Here is a 21108-nt window from a genome sequence, read left to right as displayed (position 1 = left end):
TGGTTACAAGCTATGAACTTTCACCAATACTATCCCGTCGACATCGTTAACGGCCCCGGCACCCGCTGCACGCTGTTTGTGTCCGGGTGCGTGCATGAATGTCCCGGTTGCTATAACAAAAGCACCTGGCGGCTCAATTCCGGCAAGCCATTTACCAAAGAGATGGAAGACAAGATCATTGCCGACCTGAACGATACGCGAATCAAGCGTCAGGGGATCTCGCTCTCCGGTGGCGATCCGCTACATCCGCAAAACGTGCCGGAAATCCTGCAACTAGTGCAGCGCGTTCGCGCTGAGTGCCCCGGCAAAGATATCTGGGTGTGGACTGGCTACAAGCTCGATGAACTCAACGCCGCGCAAATGCAGGTGGTCGATCTCATCAACGTACTGGTCGATGGCAAATACGTGCAGGATCTTAAAGACCCGGCGCTAATCTGGCGCGGCAGCAGCAACCAGGTTGTACATCATTTGCGTTGATCGCTAAAGCCGTTTGTTTGCATCGAGATAAACGGCCGAATGTTGTCGCTTGCCGACCGCGACAACAAACACGGTCACAACCTCATCCCGAACCTGGTACACCAGACGATAGCCGGACGATTTAAGCTTAATTTTATAGCAATCTGGAAGACCGTTTAAACGGGCAGAGTCAATTCTGGGGTTCAACAACACGTCGGCCAACTTCTTCTTAAACTGAGCCTTCACCGTATCACCCAGTTTATGCCACTCTTTTAAGGCTCTCGGGTCGAATTCCAGTTCATAAGTCATCCAGACTAACCTTGATTCCTTTTTGCGGGCTGGCCAGCCTCTCCCGGACTGTCTGAATCAGTGTATCTTCGCTGTCGCTAACGGTGACGGTTTTCACTGGCATGCGCCCCGTTTCCGCGACGTACTGAAACAGTAATCGCACAGCTTCCGTTGGAGTAATGTTCAGTTTTTCCAGCACGGCATAAGCCTCATTTTTGAGTTTGTCATCCAGACGGACGTTCAGCGTGGCCATTATGCCTCCAGTAGAATCGAATGTGTAATGCAGTTTAGCATTACATACGCATTACATCGAATTCTGGATAGCGCCTCTCAAAAACGACTGACACACTCCATGGCGACGGTTTTGAACTCGGTGAAATTCCGGCATGCGCAGAGCCGCGTCATGGCGCGTTCACGCAGGAAGGTGACGAAAATATCGTAGATCGCCATCGCTTCTTCGTACTCGCTTTTACTGATGGCGAGCAGGAAGATCACGTGCGCGGTTTCATCACCCCAGGCAATGCCCTGCGGGGCGAGGATAGTGTAAACCACCGTTTTCTTGGCCAGCAGACCGAGGGCGTGCGGCAAGGCAATGCTGTCACCCAGCATGGTGCTGACGATAGCCTCACGCTCAACCACTGAATCAAGGAACTCTGCGTCGACAAAACCTTCATCCTGCAACTGACGGCATAAGGTTTTGAACAACGTTTGTTGATCCATTGGCTCGTCAATTACACGAAAATGGGCGGCATCGAAGAATTTGTTCAACATCCACGGGCGGGTTCTGTCCACCAGCACCAGTTTGCCAATTTGTTCCAGTTGATAATCGGTCGGGAACGGCGCAATCATCGCTACAGGCTTATCTTTTTCACCGATCCGCGCGGTAGAGATGACAAAATCTTCGCTGATGCTTTCCCGCTGTTCGTAGTCACGCAGCGTGACGGTATCGACGATCTCTATCTGCGGATACTTACGCGCCAGCACCGCTTCAATCATCCGCGCCATCGCATTTCCGGCATCGCATACCAGCAGAACCTTCGGCTGTCTCTGGTAACCGATGTTGTAACTACGCTCCAGCCCGACGCCAATATGCAGCACGAGGAAGCCGATCTCATTTTCACTGATGGTGTACGGCGTATATTTTCCCCATCCCGAGACGGCGGCCAGCGTCATGTCCCACGCCATGGGGTAGTGCTGTTTAATATTTTCCAGCAGCGGATTGGGGATCATTATCTGGTAACGCACGCGGGTGATCATCGTCTTAATATGCGTCAGCAGATCAGCATGTAACTGTTTGTCATTCAACAGGTTGTAGTTGTACTGGGTGTTGATAAAACGCAGGATGTAATTGACCAACGCTTCGTCATCATCCGCATTGATAGCACTGGGCGCGATCTCTTGTACCTGGCGAGCAGCAATATGCACCTGTAGCCAGTTTTCTTCGGAAACGGAAAGCGGTTTGTCTGCCAGGCGGTGCAATACCGCCGCGATTTCCCGCGTGGCCAGGCACACCGATTGATCGGCCTCTTCTGCGGCAAAATCCGGGAGTGGATACCCTTCGCTAATCCGCCGTACCGCCACCGCGCAGTACAAGCGTAAAAACAGCTCGCCCTCATCGGTCAGACGAATATGAAAACGAGCGAAAATATCCTGTAAAACGGGCTGTAGCTGCTCAGGGATCCCGGCATTAAGCGCCTCCTGCATCACTAATGGGTGCTGCGGATCCTGCTGTGCCAGCGTCCACAGCAAATCGGTCAAACAGGCGCGAATCGCCATTTCGCTGCCGAATAGCTTCATGCCGTGGCGGGGACGCGTTTCCAGCGTCAGATGATAACGTTGCAGATGCTCGCGCACCTCAGCCATATCGTTTTGCAGCGTCGCGCGGCTGATAAACCATTCATCAGCCAAATCTTCCAGCTTTAGCGAGAAAGCCGACGTCAGAAAACGCACCACCAGCCAGTGTATCCGTTCCTGGCTGGTTCGAGGGATGCGAAGCAACGCGTTGGGCTGCTGCGTTTGCAGGGTGTTATAACTTGCCGGGTCGTCAATTTTGAGCTGATAACCGTTACCCCGGCTGAGGACAAACTGTGCGCCATACTGGGTGAGCAGCGCGTTTAGCGCGGTGATATCCGCCCGTACGGTGCGTGTGGAAACCGACAACCGCTGCGCCAGCTCGTCCTGTGGAAGCGCTTCGTTTTGCAACATGTCAAACAGCTGTGCTAAACGTTGGTTGGGAAATCGCACGTCAGTTTCCTCATCAGTCAGTTAGCCTACGCAGGCCCGGGTCATCGCCATCAGTTGGCGTACGTCATCCGGACGAGTGTTACCACTCACCTTATCAATAATCGAACTATAGATGTGAGGAATGATTTTACTCACTCCGGCATCGAGGGCAATCTGCAGGATTTCAGTGAAATTATCCAGATCGATACCGCCAGTTGGCTCCAGCCAGAAGTCATGACGGGCGCAGGCCTGCGCTACGGCAATGTACTCTTCACGGCATTTCAGGCCGCCCATCGGGAAGTATTTAATCGAGCTACCGCCCATGTCTTTGAGCAGCGCAATCGCGGTTTCTACCGGCACAATACCGTCCGGCGTCTGGATGCTTAGCGGACCGGTGGAGATTTTCACCCTGCCCGGCATGCCGGTTGGCGAGACCAGACCGTTGACCACTGTCTCCTGCTGGCCCAGCAGCGCGCGACTGGTGGCCACACCGGTAAAGACCTGATTAACATGCTGGGGCTGCACCTGACGGGAAATTTCACTGACCATCGCCGACTGGTTAGGATCACCTGCCCCCAATCCCACGGAGAGCGCATTGTCGATAAGCGCTGCGTATTCACGCATATCCGCTACTGCGCTTGCGACATCCGGGTAATTTTTTGACAACACACCAACCAACACGTGTCCTTCCGCCGCCGCGTAAATATCCCGCGCATTTTCTTTGGAGCCTGCCAGCACGTTCAGGCAGACGCGGTCGCGATAAAAGTTAGGGGTCAGTTTCATGCGTTTTTCTCCTGCGAAATCACTTCACCAATTCGACGGGCCACAATCTCCAGCTGCGCACGATCGACGCTGCGCACATCGGCTTCGATAATGCCTTCGTTAGCTTTGTAACCACGGAAGTAAATCACGTACTCGCCTTGTTTCAGGGCTTCAACCAGTTCGCCCGTGGCGATCCCGGTTACCGCTTCATCAAACTTAATTTCCGTGCGTGCGATGTCGCGCCCTGCGCTATCCCACACCACGCGGGCGCTCACGCCGTTAAGCTGGTTCAACGCATTAATGAACGGCGTCATTTTCTCGACCATCTCCGCGCCACTCTCTTTCTGCGCGTTCAGATACAGTTCGATGGCGCAGGTTAGGCCAAGAATTCCCTCTTTCCCCACCTTCATCGCCCGGCCAATTCCCGCCGTCTGGCGTTTCACCCACTCAACGTACTGGGTTTTACCTATCACCAGACCGCTGGTTGGTCCTTCAATCGCCTTCGCGCCGCTATAAATAACCAGATCCGCGCCAACCCGGTAGTAGCATTGCAAATCTTCTTCCGCCGCCGCGTCCACGATCAGCGGCAGGTTATGCGTACGCGCCACCACCGCAGCCTGCTCCACGCTGAGCATACTTTTCTGGACGCAGTGGTGAGATTTGATATACAGAATGGCCGCCGTACGCGGTGTAATGGCCGCAGCCAGCTGCGCCGCGGAACATTCGTTGGCATAACCGGCTTCCACTAACTTACCGCCGCCAAGCGCCACCATGGTACCCACCGGAGCGCCAAAGTTGACGTTGTGGCCTCTGGGCAGCACGATTTCGTTGTTCTCGATGGGCGTGACGTGCAGGTTCTCCAGCAGCCAGTCGCTGTCTTTAACCAATACGCCAGCCACCGACAGGGCGATCCCCGCCGAGGCGCAAGAGACAACGGTTGCCCCTTCCACTTCCAGCAATTTCGCGATGTAGTCGCCGGTTTTATTCACCAGATCTTTCATCTCGAAATAGTGGTTCATCCCCGCCATCGCCGCTTCAACCACTTCTGGTCGCGGCGTGGAAACGCCAAGCGCCGTCATGCGGCCGGAGGTATTAATCACCTGTTTTAAATCGTATTTCTCAAAAATCGAAGGCATGTTCCGCGCTCCCTTGTTCGGTCATATAGCCCTTGCCCGCACGTATTGCGGCAAGCGGCACCAGCAGTTGTTCAGCTTGCAGGCTGTCGTTTTCTGCATCTACCAGCACGGTTGGCTGGCGCTTAAGCGTAAAGAGGGTTAAATCAGCATCCAGACCGACCTGCAGTCGCCCCTTCTGTTTCAGGCGCAGGCCGTCGGCAGCATTGGCGGTAACGCACTCAATGACCTGCGGAAGCGACATCCCAATGGCGAGAAATTTCGACATCACATTCGCCAGAGAATGGACCGGGCCGCTGATACGGTTGCGACAGTAAATATCGGAACTGATGGTGTGTGGCAAAATCCCCAGTTCAATAGCGCGTTTTGCCACCGCAAAGCTCAGGCTGGCGGTGCCATGCCCAACGTCCAGACGCACGCCGCGTGAAATCGCCCGCGTCACTGACGCCCGCAGCTCGCCTTGCGGCGTCAGAATGCGGTTCGGCTTACCGTTGTAGCAGTGGGTAATGATGTCACCCGCGCTCAGGCGCTCGGCGATCTCATCCAGGTCCGGCGGGTTGTTGCCGATGTGCACCATCAGCGGCAGGTCGCCGTTCTCTTTTTGCATCGCTTTGGCGCGATCCAGCGGCGTGATGCCATTTTCACCGACTACGCTGCTACTCATACGTGCCTTCAGACCGACGATAAAATCAGGGTGGCGTTTCACCGCCTCTCGCACCGCATCAGCGTCAATATTGGCCATGTTGGCCAGCTCGTTCTGGGCGATAAGCCCAACGCGGGAGATATTCAGCAACGCATACACCTCGGTGGCAGCTTCCCGGGTCAGGGTGTAAAAATCGTCGATGTCATCCGCCCCGGTACTGCCCGCATCCACCACGGTAGTGACGCCGGTCGCAATACCGACGCTATCCGGCTGGTCGTGGTAAATCGGGGATTTCGGGTAGCAATGAACGTGGGAGTCAATCCAGCCTGCGCTGACGTAGCACTCGCCGCCCAGCTCAATGGTTTTCAGCGCCGGGCCATCAACGTCGCCCAACGCCGCGATCTTGCCGTCTTTGAGCGCAATATCGCTCACCGTATCGTCAACGAGGCGCGCACGGCGCAGGAGTAAATCAAACATCGTTCTCTCCTATGCCGGATGGCAGCGTAACCGCCTTATCCGGCCTGCAAATCAACAGTTAGCTAATGGCAATCGGGAAGATGGACCCGAGGATCATTGCCCCAAGGATCGCCCCGCCGGTAATCGGTTTTTGCCACAGATAAAACAGCAGCGCACCCGCCAGAGAACCGATTCCGATAGGAATAGAAGCCGTCATCGCGCTGAGGATAATCAACGGTCCGAGGAAGCGGCCGGAGGCGTTACCGGCCCCCATCATGACGTCCGCACCGTAGGTTGAGTCGCTCTGGTTGATGGTGAACTTACGCGCCAGAATGATGATGTAGCCAATCGCCAGACCAATCACCAGACCGGTGACCAGCGAGGCGGCAAAGTTGGCGACCGGGAAGATAATGCCCGCGCCCAGCAGCAGCGCCGGAACACCTAACCCAACCCCGGTCTGAATCGCCCCGCCGATATCCAGAATACCCACCAGCGAACCTTCAATGATGCGGGCAAACAGGAAACTTGCGCCAAATGCCGCCACCGCCCCATAGGAGCCGGTATCCATTCCAGCTTTCAGCATCGCCACAAAAGCCACTTCGTTAAATGCGCCAATACCGTACAGGTAGTACATGTGCGTTCCGGCAAATACGCCGGATGAGAGCAGGCCCACGAAGATCGGGAACGACCAGTCAGCGAACCAAAAACCTTTATTCTGTTCCATGATGACCTCCGTTATTTGCCGCTGAGCGAGTTGTGGATAAGTTCGAGCCAGTTAGGCACGGTCAGATGGAAGGATTCGATCATCTTCATATCGAAACCGCGGAAGAAGCCGCTCAGAACAAACAGCGCGACGATAGCTACCATCATCACTTTCGTGACGTGGTTCCAGCCGCTTTCTTCAACACCTTTGCCGATCAGAATGCCGAGCACCAGCCCCGGAACGGCGTTGCCCATGATCAGCTGCGCCGCGCCGCCAAAAACGGTGGCCCAGAAGCCGGATTTCTTACCGGCGTCGATCGCCGCCAGCCAGAAGATCACCGGCATCACGGTGTTAACCAGCAGGTTAGCCGCTGGCACCAGCACCTTGACGGCGGTAACCTGCAGCGCTTCCGGTACGGATGACGCAGTGAGGTTCAGGAAGGTCACCACGATCATCCCGATAACGCCGCAGGCAATTGCCATGCGCTTAGGATCGTGCAGCGTTTCACCGACGTTGCGATTTTTAATCATCAGCGCGGCGGCACCCCAGTTGGGGATGATGCGATGGTCGACGTCCTGAGTGAACGCCCCCGCCGCAACGGAGGAAGCCCAGGCGTTAAAGAAGAAGCCCAGACCGAACGAGAAGTGAGAAGCCGGATCCCCTTCGCAGGAATTCAGTTCTCCAAGAGTACGAAACGCGCCCATCCCTTGAGTGGTAGGCGCATGAAACATGCGTGCAGCCCCAGCGCCGACACCAACGCCAACCAACGCGCCGATGATGAGCGATTTTATTAATATTATCAGGAACATAATTATGCCTTTTAATAGAAAATCAGCGTTGCGTAACGAAATCCACCTTGTCGAGATTGATGGCAGTCACGTTGACGGTCACGTCCAGCTCCACGCTGAAAGTGCGTCTTTCCCGGCGCAAAAAGAGGAATAAAAACGCCTCTTTACGCACCGATTCACGCGCTTGAACAACCTGCACATCCTGTGGCTCAATACGCAGTAAGATATGCGGCGACGCTTTCATCACCGCAGCCTGAACGTGGTTCAGGGCATCGGCAAAGGCGCGAGCTTTGGTCTCGCCCTTACCCGTGACTCTCACCGTGGTGGTGAATTGCTCTTTCATGCTTAAGCGCCGTGTTTCTTTTGCCAGGCCTGCACCAGGCGCTCGCCGAGCTCTTCTTTGTCCATAAATCCGAATCCCAGTACGTTGCACCCTTCGTTGATGGCGGTTACCCCTTCATCGACCGAACGCATGCCGTATTTCGCCTTGTAGCCGTATTTGGTCTGCGCAGTAATCGCACCCGCACCACCGCTGCCGCAAAACGAGATACCAAAGGTGGCGTTTTCCGCCTTCATCACGTCACCCAGCTTCATATCTGCTGCAACGCCCGGCACCACAACGGCACGGCCACCCGCTTTCTCTACGCCTGCCGCCACTTTCTGGCCTTTACCCAGACGATCGCCAATCACTACGGTAATCTGTTCCATCTTTTTCTCCTTAAAGGTTGTCTTTCGCGACTTCAAAGTGCACCGACAGCAGCCAGGCCTCTTCCTCAGGAAGATTGCCAAACTCGGCGACCACGTCGCGGGCAAGCGCCATTGACTCGGCAGATATTTCATCAAACAAGCTGGCATCGACTTCTGGTAAGGGTTCACCCGTTACCGAGCGGTGCGCCATGGCGCGAACATGCGACGTCAGCATCTGTTCCTGTACGGCGTTGGGAATAATGTTGCGTTCACGCAGCAAGGCATACACCTGCGCCAGCATGCGGTCGGCCAGTTCCACCGATTCCCCCATGTCATTCATTACAGCTCCGTTATTCACTCGTCTTACCCCGTTAATGTCTCTGAGGGTAAATTAGCGACGGAGGTTATAAGTTTGTAGCGAGTTGTTTTCCACTTCGAAGTGGAAAGGTGTGCAGCGATAGTGATCTGTGCCGCAAAAAGGGCTGGAACCACGATTTATCACCGGAAGAATGTGATTGAGATCGCAAGAGTGGGCCGCAAAATGGAAGGAAGTGCGAACAATGAATGGACGATAAAAATGAAAAAATGTGATGGGGATAGCGTTTACTTATGGGGCGTGCAGTAGCGGGGGATTTTATCCGGCCTACGGGTATGCAGGCCGGGTAGCGCAGATTAGCGGAACTTCTTGTGGTTTTCGTTGCGCGTGGTTTTCAGCTCTTCCGCAACGGCTTTCGCCTCTTTAACTTTACCTTCGTTCGCCAGCTTCAGCGCGCCGTCAATCTGGCCGATCAGCGTGTCAAAGCCGTGGCGGAAATCTTTCATCTCCGGGCTGTCCGGGGATTTGTTTTCCAGCTTCGGCGGCGTACCTTTTTGCGCGTCCAGCGCGGCTGCACGCATTTTGGTTAACGCGTCTTTCAGTTCAGTCGCATTATCCGTTTTTTCGACAATTTTCAGGTTGTCGTTGAGGATCCCCATGTCATCTTCGAGATCGGCTGCAAACGCAGAAGAACCAAGAACCAGCGTTGAAGCCGCGACGATCGCTAACAGGTGTTTACGCATTGCTCACTTCCTTTTTTATTATTAAAAATTAACGCCTTAACGAGTATTACTGCCCGGCGATTTTCATCTCCGGTAACAATACCGAACCACATTGGATATTACTGCGCGTTTCAATATCGTTCCCCACGGTCACAATATTGCGCCACATCTCTTTTAAGTTACCGGCGATGGTAATTTCACTCACCGGATACTGAATTTCGCCGTTTTCGACCCAGAAGCCCGCCGCACCGCGCGAGTAATCGCCGGTAATGCCGCTTACGCCCTGGCCCATCAGCTCGGTAACCACAAGGCCTGTGCCCATCTCTTTAAGCAACTGCTCGAAGCTTAGACCTTGTCCCGGAATTCGCCAGTTGTGGATCCCGCCCGCATGCCCAGTGCTCTTCAGCCCCAGCTTACGTGCGGAATAGTTAGTCAACAGCCATTGAGTCAGCACGCCTTCTTTAATGATGTCACGGCGTTCGGTCCGTACCCCTTCGCTGTCGAACGGTGAAGACGCCAGCCCTTTCAGCAGGTGCGGATGTTCTTCAATAGTCAGCCATTCCGGCAGAATTTGTTTGCCCAGCGAATCCAGCAGGAAGGTGGATTTGCGGTACACCGAACCGCCGGCGATCGCGCCGACCAGGTGTCCGAACAGTCCGGTCGCCACTTCGTTGGCGAAAATCACCGGCGCTTTCATGGTGGACAGCTTACGCGGCGACAAACGAGATAAGGTGCGGCGAGCACAGTCAGCCCCTACCCACTCCGGCGTTTGCAGATCGCCCATCGCCCGGCCAATGGTGTAGGCGTAATCGCGTTCCATATCGCCATTTTCTTCCGCGATCACACAGCTGGAAAGGGAATGACGCGTGGAGCAGTAGCCCTGCAGCATGCCGTGGCTGTTACCAAACACTTTGATGCCATAGTGGCTGTTAAAGCTGCCGCCTTCGGTATTGGTGATACGCTTATCAGCCTGCAGCGCCGCCTGTTCAGCACGAGCGGCCAGTTCGATGGCTTCATCAGGGGAAACTTCCGCCGGGTGGAACAGGTCCAGATCGGGCGCATCAAAGGCCAGCAGTTCTTTATCTGCCACGCCTGCGCACGGATCCGGCGAAGTGTAACGTGCAATGTCCAGCGCAGCCTGCACGGTGCGTGCAATCGCCTGCGGGCTTAAATCGGTGGACGATGCGCTGCCCTTACGGTTCTGGTGATAAACCGTAATCCCCAGTGCACCATCGCTATTGAATTCGACGTTCTCCACTTCACCATAACGGGTGCTGACGCTAATACCCGTGGTCTTGCTCACAGCGACTTCCGCGCCATCCGACTTACCTGACGCTAATTCCAGTGCCGTCGAGACTGCTTCTTCCAGAATCTTACGCTGCGCTTCAACTTGTGAGATTACTTTCATCGCAAATGCCATAATGTAGAGAGAGTTTCTCTGAAGTCTAACAGAGAACCGTTTTTCAGTGCGCATCTTAACTGGTAACATTAGCCTCTTTTTTTAAGGAGCCTGAAATGACAAAGCAGCCTGAAGACTGGCTCGACGACGTTCCCGGTGATGACATCGAAGACGAAGACGATGAAATTATCTGGGTCAGTAAAAGTGAAATTAAACGCGATGCCGAGGAGTTAAAACGCCTGGGTGCGGAACTGGTTGATCTGGGGAAAAACGCGCTGGATAAGATCCCGCTTGATGCGGATTTACGTGCCGCCATTGAGCTGGCCCAGCGTATTAAGATGGAAGGACGTCGCCGCCAGTTGCAGTTGATTGGCAAAATGTTGCGCCAGCGCGATGTTGATCCTATCCGTCAGGCGCTGGACAAGCTGAAAAATCGCCACAACCAGCAGGTCGTTGTTTTCCATAAGCTGGAGCAACTGCGTGACCGTATGGTTGACGGTAGCGATGAAGCCATCGAAGAAGTGATGAATCTGTGGCCTGACGCCGACCGCCAGCAACTGCGTTCGCTGGTACGTAACGCCAGGAAAGAAAAAGCGGGCAACAAGCCGCCAAAATCTTCCCGCCAGATCTTCCAGTATCTGCGTGAACTGGCGGAAAACGAGGCCTAACCTCTTCGTCTGCCGAAAGTGCCGGATGGCGGTGCAATCACCTTATCCGGCCTACAATCCGTTAACACGTTGTAGGCCCGGTAAGCGTAGCGCCACCGGGCATTTTTTTACTCTTCCGCTTCTGCCTGAGCTTTCTTCGCCAGGCCATCCAGCAGTTTTTGATGAATACCACCAAATCCGCCGTTGCTCATCACCAGAATGTGATCGCCTGGCTGCGCGGTTTTCACCACCATATCTGCCAGGACATCCACATCTCCACTCCAGTGTGCCGGCTGAACGCAGGCTTCAGCGACTTCGGCTACCTGCCACGGAATATGCGGAGGTTGCAGCAGGAACACTTCGTCCGCACGGCCTAACGACGGCGCCAGATCGTCTTTGCACAGGCCCATTTTCATGGTGTTCGAGCGAGGCTCCAGCACTGCGATGATGCGCGCCGTACCGCCCACTTTACCGCGCAACGCCGCAAGCGTTGCCAGAATGGCCGTCGGGTGATGGGCAAAATCGTCATACACCGTCACGCCATTGGCTTCACCGCGCAGCTCAAGACGACGACGGGCGTTAATGAATGAACCGAGCGCATTAGCTGCATCTGCAGGCACGACGCCCACATGGCGCGCGGCCGCAATCGCCATCAGACCGTTATGCATATTGTGCTCGCCCACCAGGCCCCACTTCACTTCACCGACTTTTTCACCGTCCAGCCACACTTCCCACTCAGAAGCATCGGTGGTCAGTTTTTTCGCCTGCCAGTGACCTTGTTCGCCCACCAGCTCTTGTTCGCTCCAGCAGCCCATCGCCATCGTTTGTTTCAGATTGATGTCGTTTTCCGGGTAGATGATGCGTCCCTGGCCCGGCACGATACGCACCAGATGGTGGAACTGTTTCTGGATCGCTTTCAAATCGTCAAAGATGTCCGCGTGATCGAACTCAAGGTTGTTGAGGATCAGCGTACGCGGGCAGTAATGCACGAATTTAGAACGCTTGTCGAAGAACGCGCAGTCGTACTCATCCGCTTCAATCACGAAGAAGTCGCTTTCGCCCAGACGCGCAGAAACCTCGAAGTTACCCGGTACGCCGCCGATCACAAAGCCAGGCTTATAGCCACAGGCTTCGAGGATCCAGGTCGCCATTCCGGCGGTGGTGGTTTTGCCGTGCGTACCCGCAACTGCCAGTACCCAGCGGTCGCGCAATACAAAGTCATGCAGCCACTGCGGGCCAGACATGTACGGAATGTTCTTCTCGAGAACCGCTTCCACACACGGATTACCACGGGTCATGGCATTGCCGATGATCACTAAGTCCGGCTGCGGGTCGAGCTGGCTGGCATCGTAACCCTGAATCAGATCAATGCCTTGCTTCTCAAGTAAGGTACTCATCGGCGGATACACATTGGCGTCCGAACCGGTTACTTCATGACCGAGCGAGCGCGCCAGCATCGCCAGACCGCCCATGAAAGTGCCACAAATTCCCAAAATATGAATGCGCATACGTCACTATCCTTTTTTAATCTGGGGGCCATTTTACGCACATGTCCGGCAAGTGAGAAACGCATTTCAGGATATTCCGCAGTTTGCTGGCGCGATTCACCTAAGCGCAACAATGAAAATATTTGTTAATATTGTTGCGGTCGCTTTACTCCACATAAATTGCAGGGAAAGTGTTATGAAAACGTTAGGTGAATTTATTGTCGAAAAGCAGCACGAGTTTTCTCATGCTACCGGTGAACTCACTGCTTTGTTGTCGGCAATAAAGCTGGGCGCCAAGATCATCCACCGCGATATCAACAAGGCCGGTCTGGTCGATATCCTGGGTGCCAGCGGTGCTGAGAACGTGCAGGGAGAGGTTCAGCAAAAACTCGATCTGTTCGCGAACGAAAAACTAAAAGCTGCACTGAAGGCGCGCGACATTGTGGCGGGCATTGCCTCGGAAGAAGAAGATGAAATCGTCGTCTTTGAAGGCTGTGAACACGCTAAATACGTTGTGCTAATGGATCCGCTGGATGGCTCATCCAACATCGATGTTAACGTCTCTGTCGGTACGATTTTCTCTATTTACCGCCGCGTAACCCCAGTCGGTACTCCGGTCACGGAAGAGGATTTCCTGCAACCGGGCAACAAGCAGGTTGCTGCAGGTTACGTGGTTTATGGTTCTTCCACCATGCTGGTGTACACCACCGGCTGTGGCGTGCACGCCTTCACCTACGATCCTTCTCTGGGCGTATTCTGCCTCAGCCAGGAACGTATGCGCTTCCCGGCGAAAGGCAGCACGTACTCCATTAACGAAGGTAACTACATCAAATTCCCGAACGGCGTGAAGAAGTACATTAAATTCTGCCAGGAAGAAGATAAGTCAACCCAGCGCCCGTACACCTCGCGCTACATTGGCTCTCTGGTTGCGGACTTCCATCGCAATCTGCTGAAAGGCGGGATCTACCTGTACCCAAGCACCGCCAGCCACCCGGAAGGGAAACTGCGTCTGCTGTATGAATGCAACCCAATGGCCCTGCTGGCCGAGCAAGCGGGCGGCAAGGCGAGCGACGGTAAAAATCGTATTCTGGATATCATCCCGGAAAGCCTGCACCAGCGCCGCTCCTTCTTCGTGGGTAACGACCATATGGTTGAAGATGTAGAACGCTTTATCCGCGAGTTCCCGGACGCGTAAGCGCAACATCCGGCCTACAGCACGTTGCAGGCCGGATAAGCGAAGTGCCATCCGGCACAATACGGTGATATTGCCGGATGGCGGCGTAAACGCCTTTATCCGGCCTACGCACGGTTACGCTGTCTGTAGCTTAAATACGGCCATTGCTTCGATTAGCGCTGAAGACTGTTCTTCCAGCGAGCGGGTAGCCGCTGACGACTGCTGTACCAGCGCCGCATTTTGCTGCGCCGTTTCATCCATCTGAATCACCGCAATATTCACCTGCTCTATGCCGCGACTCTGTTCCTGGGACGCACTGGCAATTTCACGCATCAGTTTGGTCATGCGCATGACTTCATTGGCAATCTCATCCATGGTTTCGCCCGCCTGCTGCGCCAGCTCACTACCTTCCCCTACGTGGGTGTGTGAATCACTGATTAACGTGCGGATCTCTTTGGCCGCCTCGGCGCTGCGGCTGGCCAGATTACGTACTTCACCTGCAACAACCGCAAAGCCCCGCCCCTGCTCACCGGCGCGCGCCGCTTCAACGGAAGCGTTGAGCGCCAGGATATTGGTCTGGAAAGCAATACCGTCGATTACGCTGAGGATGTCGGCGATTCGGCTGGAGCTGCCGGAAATATCGCGCATTTTCTCGATCACATAGCACACCATTTCACTACCGCGATCGGCGGTATCCGACACCGATTTTGCCAGTTGGTGAGCCTGTTCCGCGTTCTGCGCATTCTGTTTCACCGTCGCCGTGAGTTCTTCCATGCTGGCGGCAGTCTGCTCCAGTGAAGTGGCTGTCGATTCAGTTCGTTGCGCCAGATGCTGGTTCCCGGCCGTCAGTTCACGACTGCCAATATCAATTTGCGAACTGGCATCGCGTACGCGTTGTACCGAGTCGCCCAGCGCATGGCGCATGTCATCCATTGCCGCGTTCAGGCGGTTGAATTCAGCGCTGGCCGACAGCGTGGTAACCGGTGATAAATCCCCCGTCGCCAGACGTTCCAGTTGCTCAACCATATTATCCAGCGGTTTGAGAAACTTATTTCGTAGCATAAACCAAATAACCGCCAGCAATGTGATAGCAGTCAACATCGCAGCGCTCATAATACCGTGATAAATCAATGAGGTAATGACACGCGTAGAGGCATATAGCCCCATACCACCGGTCAGTAACAGAAGGAAAGTCAGCAAAGACAATAACACCAACAAACTTGATCGAATTGAAAGGGATTTTGGCATCGTTATATTTCCGGTTGTAGGGTTAAAACAGACCTGTACAGAACCTATCGACTACAACCGGAAAAAGTTTAGGTATTTAAATGTTTTGTGCAAAATCAGGATGTTACTTTGGTGTTGCCGCCGTACCCACTCGGGTAACCGGCGAGCTTTGACGATTTTCCCAAAGCACCGTCAGGCCGCGTTGTAACGCTATAAAAATAAACAATAAAATGCCAATCGCGATCTTCGTCCACCAGGAACTTAATGTGCCATCAAAATTAATGTAGGTCTGGATCAGCCCTTGGATCGCCACGCCAAATAGCGTACCCAACACCGTTCCCACGCCGCCGCTTAGCAGCGTTCCGCCAATCACCACTGAGGCAATCGCATCCAGCTCAACGCCAACGCCCGCCAGCGCATAACCCGCCTGGGTGTAAATGGAAAACACAATGCCGGCAAGCGTCGCCAGCCCGGTAGACAGCATATAAATGCGGATCGTTGTGCTGCGAGTAGAAATGCCCATCAGGTTAGCAGAGGTGGCGTTGCCGCCAATGGCGTAAACCTGATTACCAAAGCGCGTACGATGCGCAAGGAAGATGCCAATCACCACCACGCCCAGCATTAACAACCCCATCGCGCTCAGGCGACCGCCGCCAGGAATTTTCCATGCCAGACTTGAGAGCGTGTCATAAATCGGATGGTTAATCGGGATGGATTCTTCTGAAACCAGATAGCTGACGCCGCGCAGGAAGAACATTCCCGCCAGCGTAATAATGAATGCTGGGATCTTCAGCGCATCAATCAGTAACCCCATAAACGCGCCAAACGCGCAGCCCATCAGCAAAATCAGGGGGAACGCCAGCAGCGGGGAAATACCCCAATAGCCAATGGCCTTCGCCAAAAATACGCCGGTAAACGCGATCACCGAGCCAACGGAAAGGTCGATCCCGCCAGAGAGGATCACGAAGGTCATGCCCACGGCGATAATCCCTAAAAAAGCGTTATCGGTCAGGATATTGCAAATCACCCGGGTGGAAGCAAAAGCTGGAAACTGCGTCAGGCAGTAAAGGTAGCCCAGCACAAACACGCCGAGGGTGATCATCAGCGGTAAATTACGTTTTATCATGACCACGCACTCCTTTTATCAGGCTGATAAAGCGTTGTGATTGCACGACCAGCACACACAACACCACCACGGCTTTGACCACCTGATTCAGTTCCGGCTGGAAGCCCGACAGCAAAATCCCGGTGTTCATGCCTTGAATAATCAACGCGCCTACCACCGACAGCAGCAGGTTAAAGCGCCCGCCCATTAGCGAGCCACCACCGATGACTACCGCCAGGATGGCATCCAGTTCCAGCCATAATCCGGCGTTATTGGCATCTGCCCCACGAATATCCGCCGTGACGATAATGCCAGCGATAGCCGCGCACAGGCCGCTCAGCACATAGGTGAGCATCACGATAATGCGGGTGTTCACCCCAGCGTTTTTTGCCGCACGAATGTTGATACCCACCGCTTCGATAAACATACCCAGCGCCGTTTTCCGCGTCAGCAGCCAGAACACCACCAGCGTGAGCAATGCAATAATTACCGGCGTAGGGAACAGTAAGAGCGAGCCACTACCAAACCACGACAGCTCGGGCGAGTTGAAAGTGACGATTTGCCCGGAAGTGATAAGCTGCGCCACTCCACGCCCGGCCACCATCAGGATTAGCGTGGCGACAAACGGTTGGATCTTGAGTATGGCCACCAGAATCCCATTCCACAGCCCAGCCAGAATGCCGGAGCCTAAGGCGGCAAGCAGCACCACCGGTAGACTGTGCCCGGCCACCGTCATCGCCGCAGTAGTGGCGCCAGCAATAGCCATGACGGCCCCCACGGAAAGGTCGATGCCGCCGGTGGCAATCACCAGCGTCATACCAATCGCCAACAGCGCCACGGGAGCGGCGCGGTTGAGAATATCAATCGGGCTACCAAACAGCCGACCATCCTGCAAAATCACCTGGTAGAAGTGCGGGGCGACCAGGCTATCCACCAGCAGCACCAGCAGTAGCGCCACCAGTTGTGGCATCCCCTTTGGCCAACGGAACCGCCGTTTAGGCGGATTGGATTGAGGGAGGGATTGAGGCATCACCATAGTCTCCTTAGGCCGCAATGGCGTTCATGATCGCCGGTACGGACAGTTCAGCCAGTGGGATCTCGGCCACTTGTTTGCGATCGCGCATAATAATGACCCGATCGGCATAGCCCACTAACTCTTCCAGTTCGGATGAGATGACCAGCAGCGCCAGACCATCCGCGCACAGCGTTTCGATCAGGCGGATGATCTCCGCATGCGCGCCGACGTCGATCCCACGCGTGGGTTCATCGAGGATCAGGAACTGCGGTTTGGTCAGTAACCAGCGCGAGAGCAACACTTTTTGCTGATTGCCGCCGGAGAGAAACTCGATCGGCTGTTCAGCGTTGGGGGTGCGAATTCCGAGCTGGCGGATAAAACGCTCGGCAATCTCGTTTTGTTCTTTCCGTGGGATAGGCCGCAGCCAACCGCGCTGCGCCTGCAATGCCAGAATGATGTTTTCCCGCACCGAAGCGGCGGCAATAATGCCATCCGTTTTGCGATCCTCCGGACAGAAACCGATACCCAGACACGAAGCCTGATGCGGCGATCGCAAGGTCTGCGGTTTGCCTTTGATCAGCGCACTTCCGCTGTCGGCGGGTTTAATACCGAAGATCACCTCTGCCGTTTCCGTTCGCCCGGATCCCAGCAGCCCTGCGAGACCAACGATCTCACCGGGACGCACCTGTAGATCAAACGGCGCGATGGTGCCTTTTTTGCCAAAGTCGCTAAAGGCCGCCACCGGCTTATCGCTAAGCAATGTGCGTCCCGCACGCTGTAGCGCATGGGTATCCAGTTCGCGACCCAGCATCATTTTGACCAGTTCAATTTGCGGTAATTCCCGGGTTTCACGGCAGCCAACGAAGCCGCCGTTACGCAGAACGGTGATGCGATCGCTGACCTGATAAACCTGATCGAGGAAATGAGTGACGAAGATCAGGCTGACGCTCCGATCGCGCAGATGACGCATCAGGCCGAACAGCATTTCAACTTCCTGGGTATCGAGGCTGGCGGTCGGCTCATCGAGGATCAGCACTTTCGCGGAGAGATCAATCGCCCGACAGATGGCGACAATTTGTTGCATCGCCACGGAAAAGCGGTTCAGCGGCTCACGCACGTCAAGGGAAAAACCGTATGACGCCATCAGCTCCGTCGCGCGTTTTTCCATCTGCTTGCGCTGAAGCAGGCCAAAACGCCGCGGCTCACGGCCAATAAATAAGTTATCGGCAACCGACATATTGGGCAGCAGGTTCACTTCCTGGTACACGGTGCCAATCCCCAGTTGCTGGGCATGGGCGGTGTTTTTGGGGGAGATCGGTTGGCCTTCGAGCCAGATAGTGCCGCGATCTGCATGGTAAACGCCGGTCAGCGCTTTGATGAGCGTCGATTTGCCGGCTCCGTTTTCCCCCAGCAGCGCCATAATTTCACCGCGACGCAAGCTGAAATCCACGTTATCCAACGCTTTGACGCCGGGAAAGAATTTGCTTAATCCTTCGGTGCGGAGGATTTCCTGATGTTGGTCGGTGGTCATGATTCCCCCTGCATCACGCCGGATGGCGCTACGCTTATCCGGCCTACAAAAGAGCGTAATGTAGGCCGGGCAAGCGCAGCCCCCCCGGCATTTTCATGAAGGCTTAGTAGCCCATGTTTTTCTTCTTCTCTAACTCTTCTTTCGCCGTATCCGGCAGATAAAGGATCGACTTGGTAATGGTCAGCTTCTCAGGCATCGTGCCGTCTTTTTTGAATTTCTCCAGCGCGTCGAATGCCGGACCCGCCATATTCGGCGTCAGTTCGACACTGGCGTTGGCTTCACCGTCAATCATCGCTTTGTAGATATCCGGTACGCCGTCGATAGAACCGGTGAGAATATCTTTGCCGGGTTTCAGACCCGCTTCTTTGATCGCCTGGATAGCACCGATCACCATGTCATCGTTGTGGGCGTAAACCATGCAGATGTTCTTGCCGTTGTTTTCTGCTTTGATAAAGCTCTCCATCACTTCTTTCCCTTTACTGCGGGTGAAGTCACCGGACTGAGAGCGGATAATTTTGATGTTTGGCGCACTGGCGATGGCTTCAGCAAAGCCTTTTTTACGATCGATCGCCACGCTGGCCCCGACGGTCCCTTGCAGCTCAACGACGTTACACGGCTTGCCGTCCACTTGTTTAATCAGCCAGTCGCCGATCAATTTGCCTTCCAGCACGTTGTCGGCGGTGACGGTGGTCATATAGAGAGATTTGTCTTTTACATCGATGGAACGATCAAGCAAAAAGACCGGAATGTCGGCATCTTTCGCTTCTTTTAAAACCGGCTCCCAACCTGTTGCCACGACCGGCGCAATAAAGATGGCGTCGACGCCCTGGGCAACAAATGAGCGAACTGCTTTAATCTGGTTTTCCTGCTTTTGTTGACCATCAGCGATTTTCAGCGTAATTCCCCGCTTTTCGGCCTCGCTTTTCGCGACGTTGGTTTCTGCTGCACGCCAGCCGGATTCAGAGCCAACCTGCGAAAATCCTACGGTTAAAGGGGCTGCCATTGCCATAGACGACATGGCTGCCGAAACTGCTGTGACTAAAAGTAAGCGCTTCCACATAAGTGCGTCCTCGTAGGGTGATTATTGTTGGTTAATTAACCGTTGCGAAAAAACTATAGACAATTGAGCATGTAACGGATTGCGTTACATCACACTTCAAAAAAGTAAATAAAACGTTAATCACAACTTTGTAATCGCTTTCATCTCGCTATGAAAAATGCGGCTGAAGATATGGACTTTTCTGTCACGAGAGAGAGGTAAAAAGAAGAAAATGCACGCAGAGAAAGCGAAAACAAGCGGAGACATTCCGCGCGAGTTGGCTATAATACCCGCCACTTGTTTGCCATAGCTTATTTAAAGGAAACAGACATGAGCTTACTCAACGTCCCTGCCGGTAAAGACCTGCCGGAAGATATCTACGTTGTTATCGAGATCCCTGCTAACGCAGATCCGATCAAATACGAAGTTGACAAAGAGAGCGGCGCCCTGTTCGTTGACCGCTTCATGTCCACCGCGATGTTCTATCCGTGCAACTACGGTTACATCAACCACACCCTGTCTCTGGATGGTGACCCGGTAGACGTTCTGGTCCCGACTCCGTACCCGCTGGAGCCAGGTTCAGTGATTCGTTGCCGCCCGGTTGGCGTACTGAAAATGACCGACGAATCCGGTGAAGATGCGAAACTGGTTGCTGTACCGCACACCAAGCTGAGCAAAGAATACGATCACATCAAAGATGTGACCGACCTGCCGGAACTGCTGAAAGCGCAGATCACCCACTTCTTCGAGCACTACAAAGATCTCGAAGCTGGCAAATGGGTAAAAGTTGACGGTTGGGACAACGCTGAAGCCGCTAAAGCTGAAATCGTTGCTTCCTTCGAGCGCGCGAAGAAGTAAGTTTTACTTTTGATGCTTAGCCCCGCATGTCGGGGCTTTTTTGTGCCCTGATACAAGTGCAACAGGTACATAAAACAACGCCACCCGAAGGTGGCGTGTTCACATCAGTACTGGTCTCTGTCTAACCAGTTACCGCTTTCAATCAGCGTTAAGCCATCAACCGGACGTTGGTACACGTACATCCATGCACTTCCGTACGGCGTTTGAATTAACTGGCGTGCGTATTCACCGCCACGGGTACGCAGAGCGTCAAGCTCTGCCAGCGTGGCGTTATCAATACGATAAACTTCCCCGTGTACTGTTCCATTTCCCGGAACCGCGCCTGGATAGTGGCCCAGGCTGTACAACTGGTAGTTATCGATACTGAAATTTCCCAGCAACAGGGCATTGGTCATCCAGTGGCTGTTGCCTTGTTTGGTTCGTAAACTGCCGTAGACAAATATTCGCAT

24 protein-coding genes are annotated in these 21108 nt (G+C 54.3%); 4 read left to right on the top strand and 20 right to left on the bottom strand.

Going from position 1 to position 21108, the window contains the following annotated elements; translation table 11 throughout:
• Positions 1-12 precede the first annotated feature (12 nt).
• Positions 13-477: an anaerobic ribonucleoside-triphosphate reductase-activating protein gene (gene nrdG, locus WN16_RS06215; protein ID WP_032937736.1), complete on the top strand. Its 465-nt coding sequence runs from the start codon at positions 13-15 to the stop codon at positions 475-477.
• Positions 478-480: 3 nt separating this feature from the next.
• On the opposite strand, the gene WN16_RS06210 is transcribed toward nrdG, so the two are convergent.
• The 13 genes from WN16_RS06210 to pmbA all read right to left on the bottom strand — a co-directional run bounded on the left by WN16_RS06210 (position 481) and on the right by pmbA (position 10597).
• Positions 481-765: a type II toxin-antitoxin system RelE/ParE family toxin gene (locus tag WN16_RS06210; RefSeq protein ID WP_044699148.1), complete on the bottom strand. Its 285-nt coding sequence runs from the start codon at positions 763-765 to the stop codon at positions 481-483.
• Entirely contained in the window at positions 755-997 is a 243-nt protein-coding gene (locus WN16_RS06205; RefSeq protein ID WP_003839576.1) for a type II toxin-antitoxin system RelB/DinJ family antitoxin, read from the bottom strand. Before WN16_RS06205 ends, WN16_RS06210 begins: the two co-directional genes overlap by 11 nt.
• Before the next feature lie 77 nt (positions 998-1074).
• Complete coding sequence (locus WN16_RS06200) at positions 1075-2988, bottom strand: BglG family transcription antiterminator (protein WP_003839574.1); 1914 nt, start codon at positions 2986-2988, stop codon at positions 1075-1077.
• 21 nt (positions 2989-3009) lie between these two features.
• Positions 3010-3750, bottom strand: coding sequence for a KDGP aldolase family protein (locus tag WN16_RS06195; RefSeq protein ID WP_044699149.1), 741 nt, complete (start codon positions 3748-3750; stop codon positions 3010-3012).
• The gene (locus tag WN16_RS06190) at positions 3747-4865 is read right to left on the bottom strand and encodes a DgaE family pyridoxal phosphate-dependent ammonia lyase (RefSeq protein ID WP_044699152.1); all 1119 of its coding nucleotides are present in this window, start codon (positions 4863-4865) and stop codon (positions 3747-3749) included. The genes WN16_RS06195 and WN16_RS06190 overlap by 4 nt, the downstream gene beginning before the upstream one ends.
• A complete protein-coding gene (locus tag WN16_RS06185; RefSeq protein WP_016149471.1) occupies positions 4849-5982 on the bottom strand; it encodes an amidohydrolase/deacetylase family metallohydrolase in 1134 nt (377 codons plus the stop codon). Before WN16_RS06185 ends, WN16_RS06190 begins: the two co-directional genes overlap by 17 nt.
• Positions 5983-6040: 58 nt before the next feature.
• Positions 6041-6685: a DUF4310 family protein gene (locus tag WN16_RS06180; protein WP_003830379.1), complete on the bottom strand. Its 645-nt coding sequence runs from the start codon at positions 6683-6685 to the stop codon at positions 6041-6043.
• A gap of 11 nt (positions 6686-6696) precedes the next feature.
• Complete coding sequence (locus tag WN16_RS06175; protein ID WP_003025764.1) at positions 6697-7473, bottom strand: DUF4311 domain-containing protein; 777 nt, start codon at positions 7471-7473, stop codon at positions 6697-6699.
• A 22-nt stretch (positions 7474-7495) separates the two neighbouring features.
• On the bottom strand, positions 7496-7795 hold the full coding sequence (locus tag WN16_RS06170; RefSeq protein WP_003025762.1) for a DUF4312 family protein: 300 nt from the start codon (positions 7793-7795) through the stop codon (positions 7496-7498).
• 2 nt (positions 7796-7797) lie between these two features.
• Positions 7798-8160: an SFCGS family glycine-rich protein gene (locus WN16_RS06165; RefSeq protein WP_003830384.1), complete on the bottom strand. Its 363-nt coding sequence runs from the start codon at positions 8158-8160 to the stop codon at positions 7798-7800.
• 10 nt (positions 8161-8170) lie between these two features.
• Entirely contained in the window at positions 8171-8479 is a 309-nt protein-coding gene (locus tag WN16_RS06160) for a glycine dehydrogenase (RefSeq protein ID WP_003025758.1), read from the bottom strand.
• Positions 8480-8811: 332 nt separating this feature from the next.
• Positions 8812-9198 (bottom strand): cytochrome b562, encoded by a 387-nt coding sequence (gene cybC, locus WN16_RS06155; protein WP_003025756.1) that lies wholly within the window; start codon positions 9196-9198, stop codon positions 8812-8814.
• A gap of 46 nt (positions 9199-9244) precedes the next feature.
• Positions 9245-10597 (bottom strand): metalloprotease PmbA, encoded by a 1353-nt coding sequence (gene pmbA, locus WN16_RS06150; RefSeq protein ID WP_032937740.1) that lies wholly within the window; start codon positions 10595-10597, stop codon positions 9245-9247.
• Positions 10598-10692: 95 nt separating this feature from the next.
• Between pmbA and yjgA the strand changes: the two genes are divergently transcribed.
• Positions 10693-11244 carry a ribosome biogenesis factor YjgA gene (gene yjgA, locus WN16_RS06145; protein ID WP_003025750.1) on the top strand — a complete coding sequence of 184 codons (552 nt, stop codon included), beginning with the start codon at positions 10693-10695 and terminating at the stop codon, positions 11242-11244.
• Between the two features lie 107 nt (positions 11245-11351).
• Here yjgA and mpl read toward each other — a convergent pair whose 3' ends face one another.
• Positions 11352-12731 (bottom strand): UDP-N-acetylmuramate:L-alanyl-gamma-D-glutamyl-meso-diaminopimelate ligase, encoded by a 1380-nt coding sequence (gene mpl, locus WN16_RS06140; protein WP_044699158.1) that lies wholly within the window; start codon positions 12729-12731, stop codon positions 11352-11354.
• A gap of 175 nt (positions 12732-12906) precedes the next feature.
• Between mpl and fbp the strand changes: the two genes are divergently transcribed.
• Entirely contained in the window at positions 12907-13905 is a 999-nt protein-coding gene (gene fbp, locus WN16_RS06130) for a class 1 fructose-bisphosphatase (RefSeq protein WP_003025742.1), read from the top strand.
• Positions 13906-14019: 114 nt separating this feature from the next.
• On the opposite strand, the gene WN16_RS06125 is transcribed toward fbp, so the two are convergent.
• The 5 genes from WN16_RS06125 to ytfQ all read right to left on the bottom strand — a co-directional run bounded on the left by WN16_RS06125 (position 14020) and on the right by ytfQ (position 19822).
• Positions 14020-15132: a methyl-accepting chemotaxis protein gene (locus WN16_RS06125; protein WP_072213460.1), complete on the bottom strand. Its 1113-nt coding sequence runs from the start codon at positions 15130-15132 to the stop codon at positions 14020-14022.
• Positions 15133-15235: 103 nt separating this feature from the next.
• Entirely contained in the window at positions 15236-16237 is a 1002-nt protein-coding gene (yjfF, locus tag WN16_RS06120) for a galactofuranose ABC transporter, permease protein YjfF (protein WP_003025736.1), read from the bottom strand.
• A complete protein-coding gene (ytfT, locus tag WN16_RS06115) occupies positions 16224-17246 on the bottom strand; it encodes a galactofuranose ABC transporter, ATP-binding protein YtfT (RefSeq protein ID WP_008323019.1) in 1023 nt (340 codons plus the stop codon). Before ytfT ends, yjfF begins: the two co-directional genes overlap by 14 nt.
• Positions 17247-17259: 13 nt before the next feature.
• Positions 17260-18762 carry a galactofuranose ABC transporter, ATP-binding protein YtfR gene (ytfR, locus tag WN16_RS06110; RefSeq protein ID WP_044699161.1) on the bottom strand — a complete coding sequence of 501 codons (1503 nt, stop codon included), beginning with the start codon at positions 18760-18762 and terminating at the stop codon, positions 17260-17262.
• A gap of 103 nt (positions 18763-18865) precedes the next feature.
• Positions 18866-19822, bottom strand: coding sequence for a galactofuranose ABC transporter substrate-binding protein YtfQ (gene ytfQ, locus WN16_RS06105; RefSeq protein ID WP_003025728.1), 957 nt, complete (start codon positions 19820-19822; stop codon positions 18866-18868).
• Between the two features lie 309 nt (positions 19823-20131).
• Here ytfQ and ppa point away from each other — a divergent pair, with 309 nt between their 5' ends.
• Entirely contained in the window at positions 20132-20659 is a 528-nt protein-coding gene (ppa, locus tag WN16_RS06100; RefSeq protein ID WP_003025726.1) for an inorganic diphosphatase, read from the top strand.
• Positions 20660-20763: 104 nt separating this feature from the next.
• Here ppa and WN16_RS06095 read toward each other — a convergent pair whose 3' ends face one another.
• On the bottom strand, positions 20764-21108 hold the full coding sequence (locus tag WN16_RS06095) for a gamma-glutamylcyclotransferase (RefSeq protein WP_003025723.1): 345 nt from the start codon (positions 21106-21108) through the stop codon (positions 20764-20766).

Source organism: Citrobacter sp. ABFQG, from assembly GCF_004322975.1.
Classification (GTDB): Bacteria; Pseudomonadota; Gammaproteobacteria; order Enterobacterales; family Enterobacteriaceae; genus Citrobacter; species Citrobacter freundii.
The sequence above is the reverse complement of the archived record's forward strand: the minus strand, read 5'-3'. Positions and strand labels throughout refer to the sequence as shown.

Coding starts and splice junctions, on each gene's coding strand:
- WN16_RS06180 (WP_003830379.1), bottom strand. CDS start 6,685: ATGGAACAGAATAAAGGTTTTTGGTTCGCTGACTGGTCGTTCCCGATC.
- WN16_RS06205 (WP_003839576.1), bottom strand. CDS start 997: ATGGCCACGCTGAACGTCCGTCTGGATGACAAACTCAAAAATGAGGCT.
- WN16_RS06095 (WP_003025723.1), bottom strand. CDS start 21,108: ATGCGAATATTTGTCTACGGCAGTTTACGAACCAAACAAGGCAACAGC.
- ytfQ (WP_003025728.1), bottom strand. CDS start 19,822: ATGTGGAAGCGCTTACTTTTAGTCACAGCAGTTTCGGCAGCCATGTCG.
- WN16_RS06165 (WP_003830384.1), bottom strand. CDS start 8,160: ATGGAACAGATTACCGTAGTGATTGGCGATCGTCTGGGTAAAGGCCAG.
- cybC (WP_003025756.1), bottom strand. CDS start 9,198: ATGCGTAAACACCTGTTAGCGATCGTCGCGGCTTCAACGCTGGTTCTT.
- pmbA (WP_032937740.1), bottom strand. CDS start 10,597: ATGGCATTTGCGATGAAAGTAATCTCACAAGTTGAAGCGCAGCGTAAG.
- WN16_RS06170 (WP_003025762.1), bottom strand. CDS start 7,795: ATGAAAGAGCAATTCACCACCACGGTGAGAGTCACGGGTAAGGGCGAG.
- ytfT (WP_008323019.1), bottom strand. CDS start 17,246: ATGCCTCAATCCCTCCCTCAATCCAATCCGCCTAAACGGCGGTTCCGT.
- WN16_RS06210 (WP_044699148.1), bottom strand. CDS start 765: ATGACTTATGAACTGGAATTCGACCCGAGAGCCTTAAAAGAGTGGCAT.
- nrdG (WP_032937736.1), top strand. CDS start 13: ATGAACTTTCACCAATACTATCCCGTCGACATCGTTAACGGCCCCGGC.
- yjgA (WP_003025750.1), top strand. CDS start 10,693: ATGACAAAGCAGCCTGAAGACTGGCTCGACGACGTTCCCGGTGATGAC.
- WN16_RS06190 (WP_044699152.1), bottom strand. CDS start 4,865: ATGCCTTCGATTTTTGAGAAATACGATTTAAAACAGGTGATTAATACC.
- WN16_RS06160 (WP_003025758.1), bottom strand. CDS start 8,479: ATGAATGACATGGGGGAATCGGTGGAACTGGCCGACCGCATGCTGGCG.
- fbp (WP_003025742.1), top strand. CDS start 12,907: ATGAAAACGTTAGGTGAATTTATTGTCGAAAAGCAGCACGAGTTTTCT.
- yjfF (WP_003025736.1), bottom strand. CDS start 16,237: ATGATAAAACGTAATTTACCGCTGATGATCACCCTCGGCGTGTTTGTG.
- WN16_RS06125 (WP_072213460.1), bottom strand. CDS start 15,132: ATGCCAAAATCCCTTTCAATTCGATCAAGTTTGTTGGTGTTATTGTCT.
- WN16_RS06185 (WP_016149471.1), bottom strand. CDS start 5,982: ATGTTTGATTTACTCCTGCGCCGTGCGCGCCTCGTTGACGATACGGTG.
- ytfR (WP_044699161.1), bottom strand. CDS start 18,762: ATGACCACCGACCAACATCAGGAAATCCTCCGCACCGAAGGATTAAGC.
- WN16_RS06175 (WP_003025764.1), bottom strand. CDS start 7,473: ATGTTCCTGATAATATTAATAAAATCGCTCATCATCGGCGCGTTGGTT.
- WN16_RS06195 (WP_044699149.1), bottom strand. CDS start 3,750: ATGAAACTGACCCCTAACTTTTATCGCGACCGCGTCTGCCTGAACGTG.
- ppa (WP_003025726.1), top strand. CDS start 20,132: ATGAGCTTACTCAACGTCCCTGCCGGTAAAGACCTGCCGGAAGATATC.
- mpl (WP_044699158.1), bottom strand. CDS start 12,731: ATGCGCATTCATATTTTGGGAATTTGTGGCACTTTCATGGGCGGTCTG.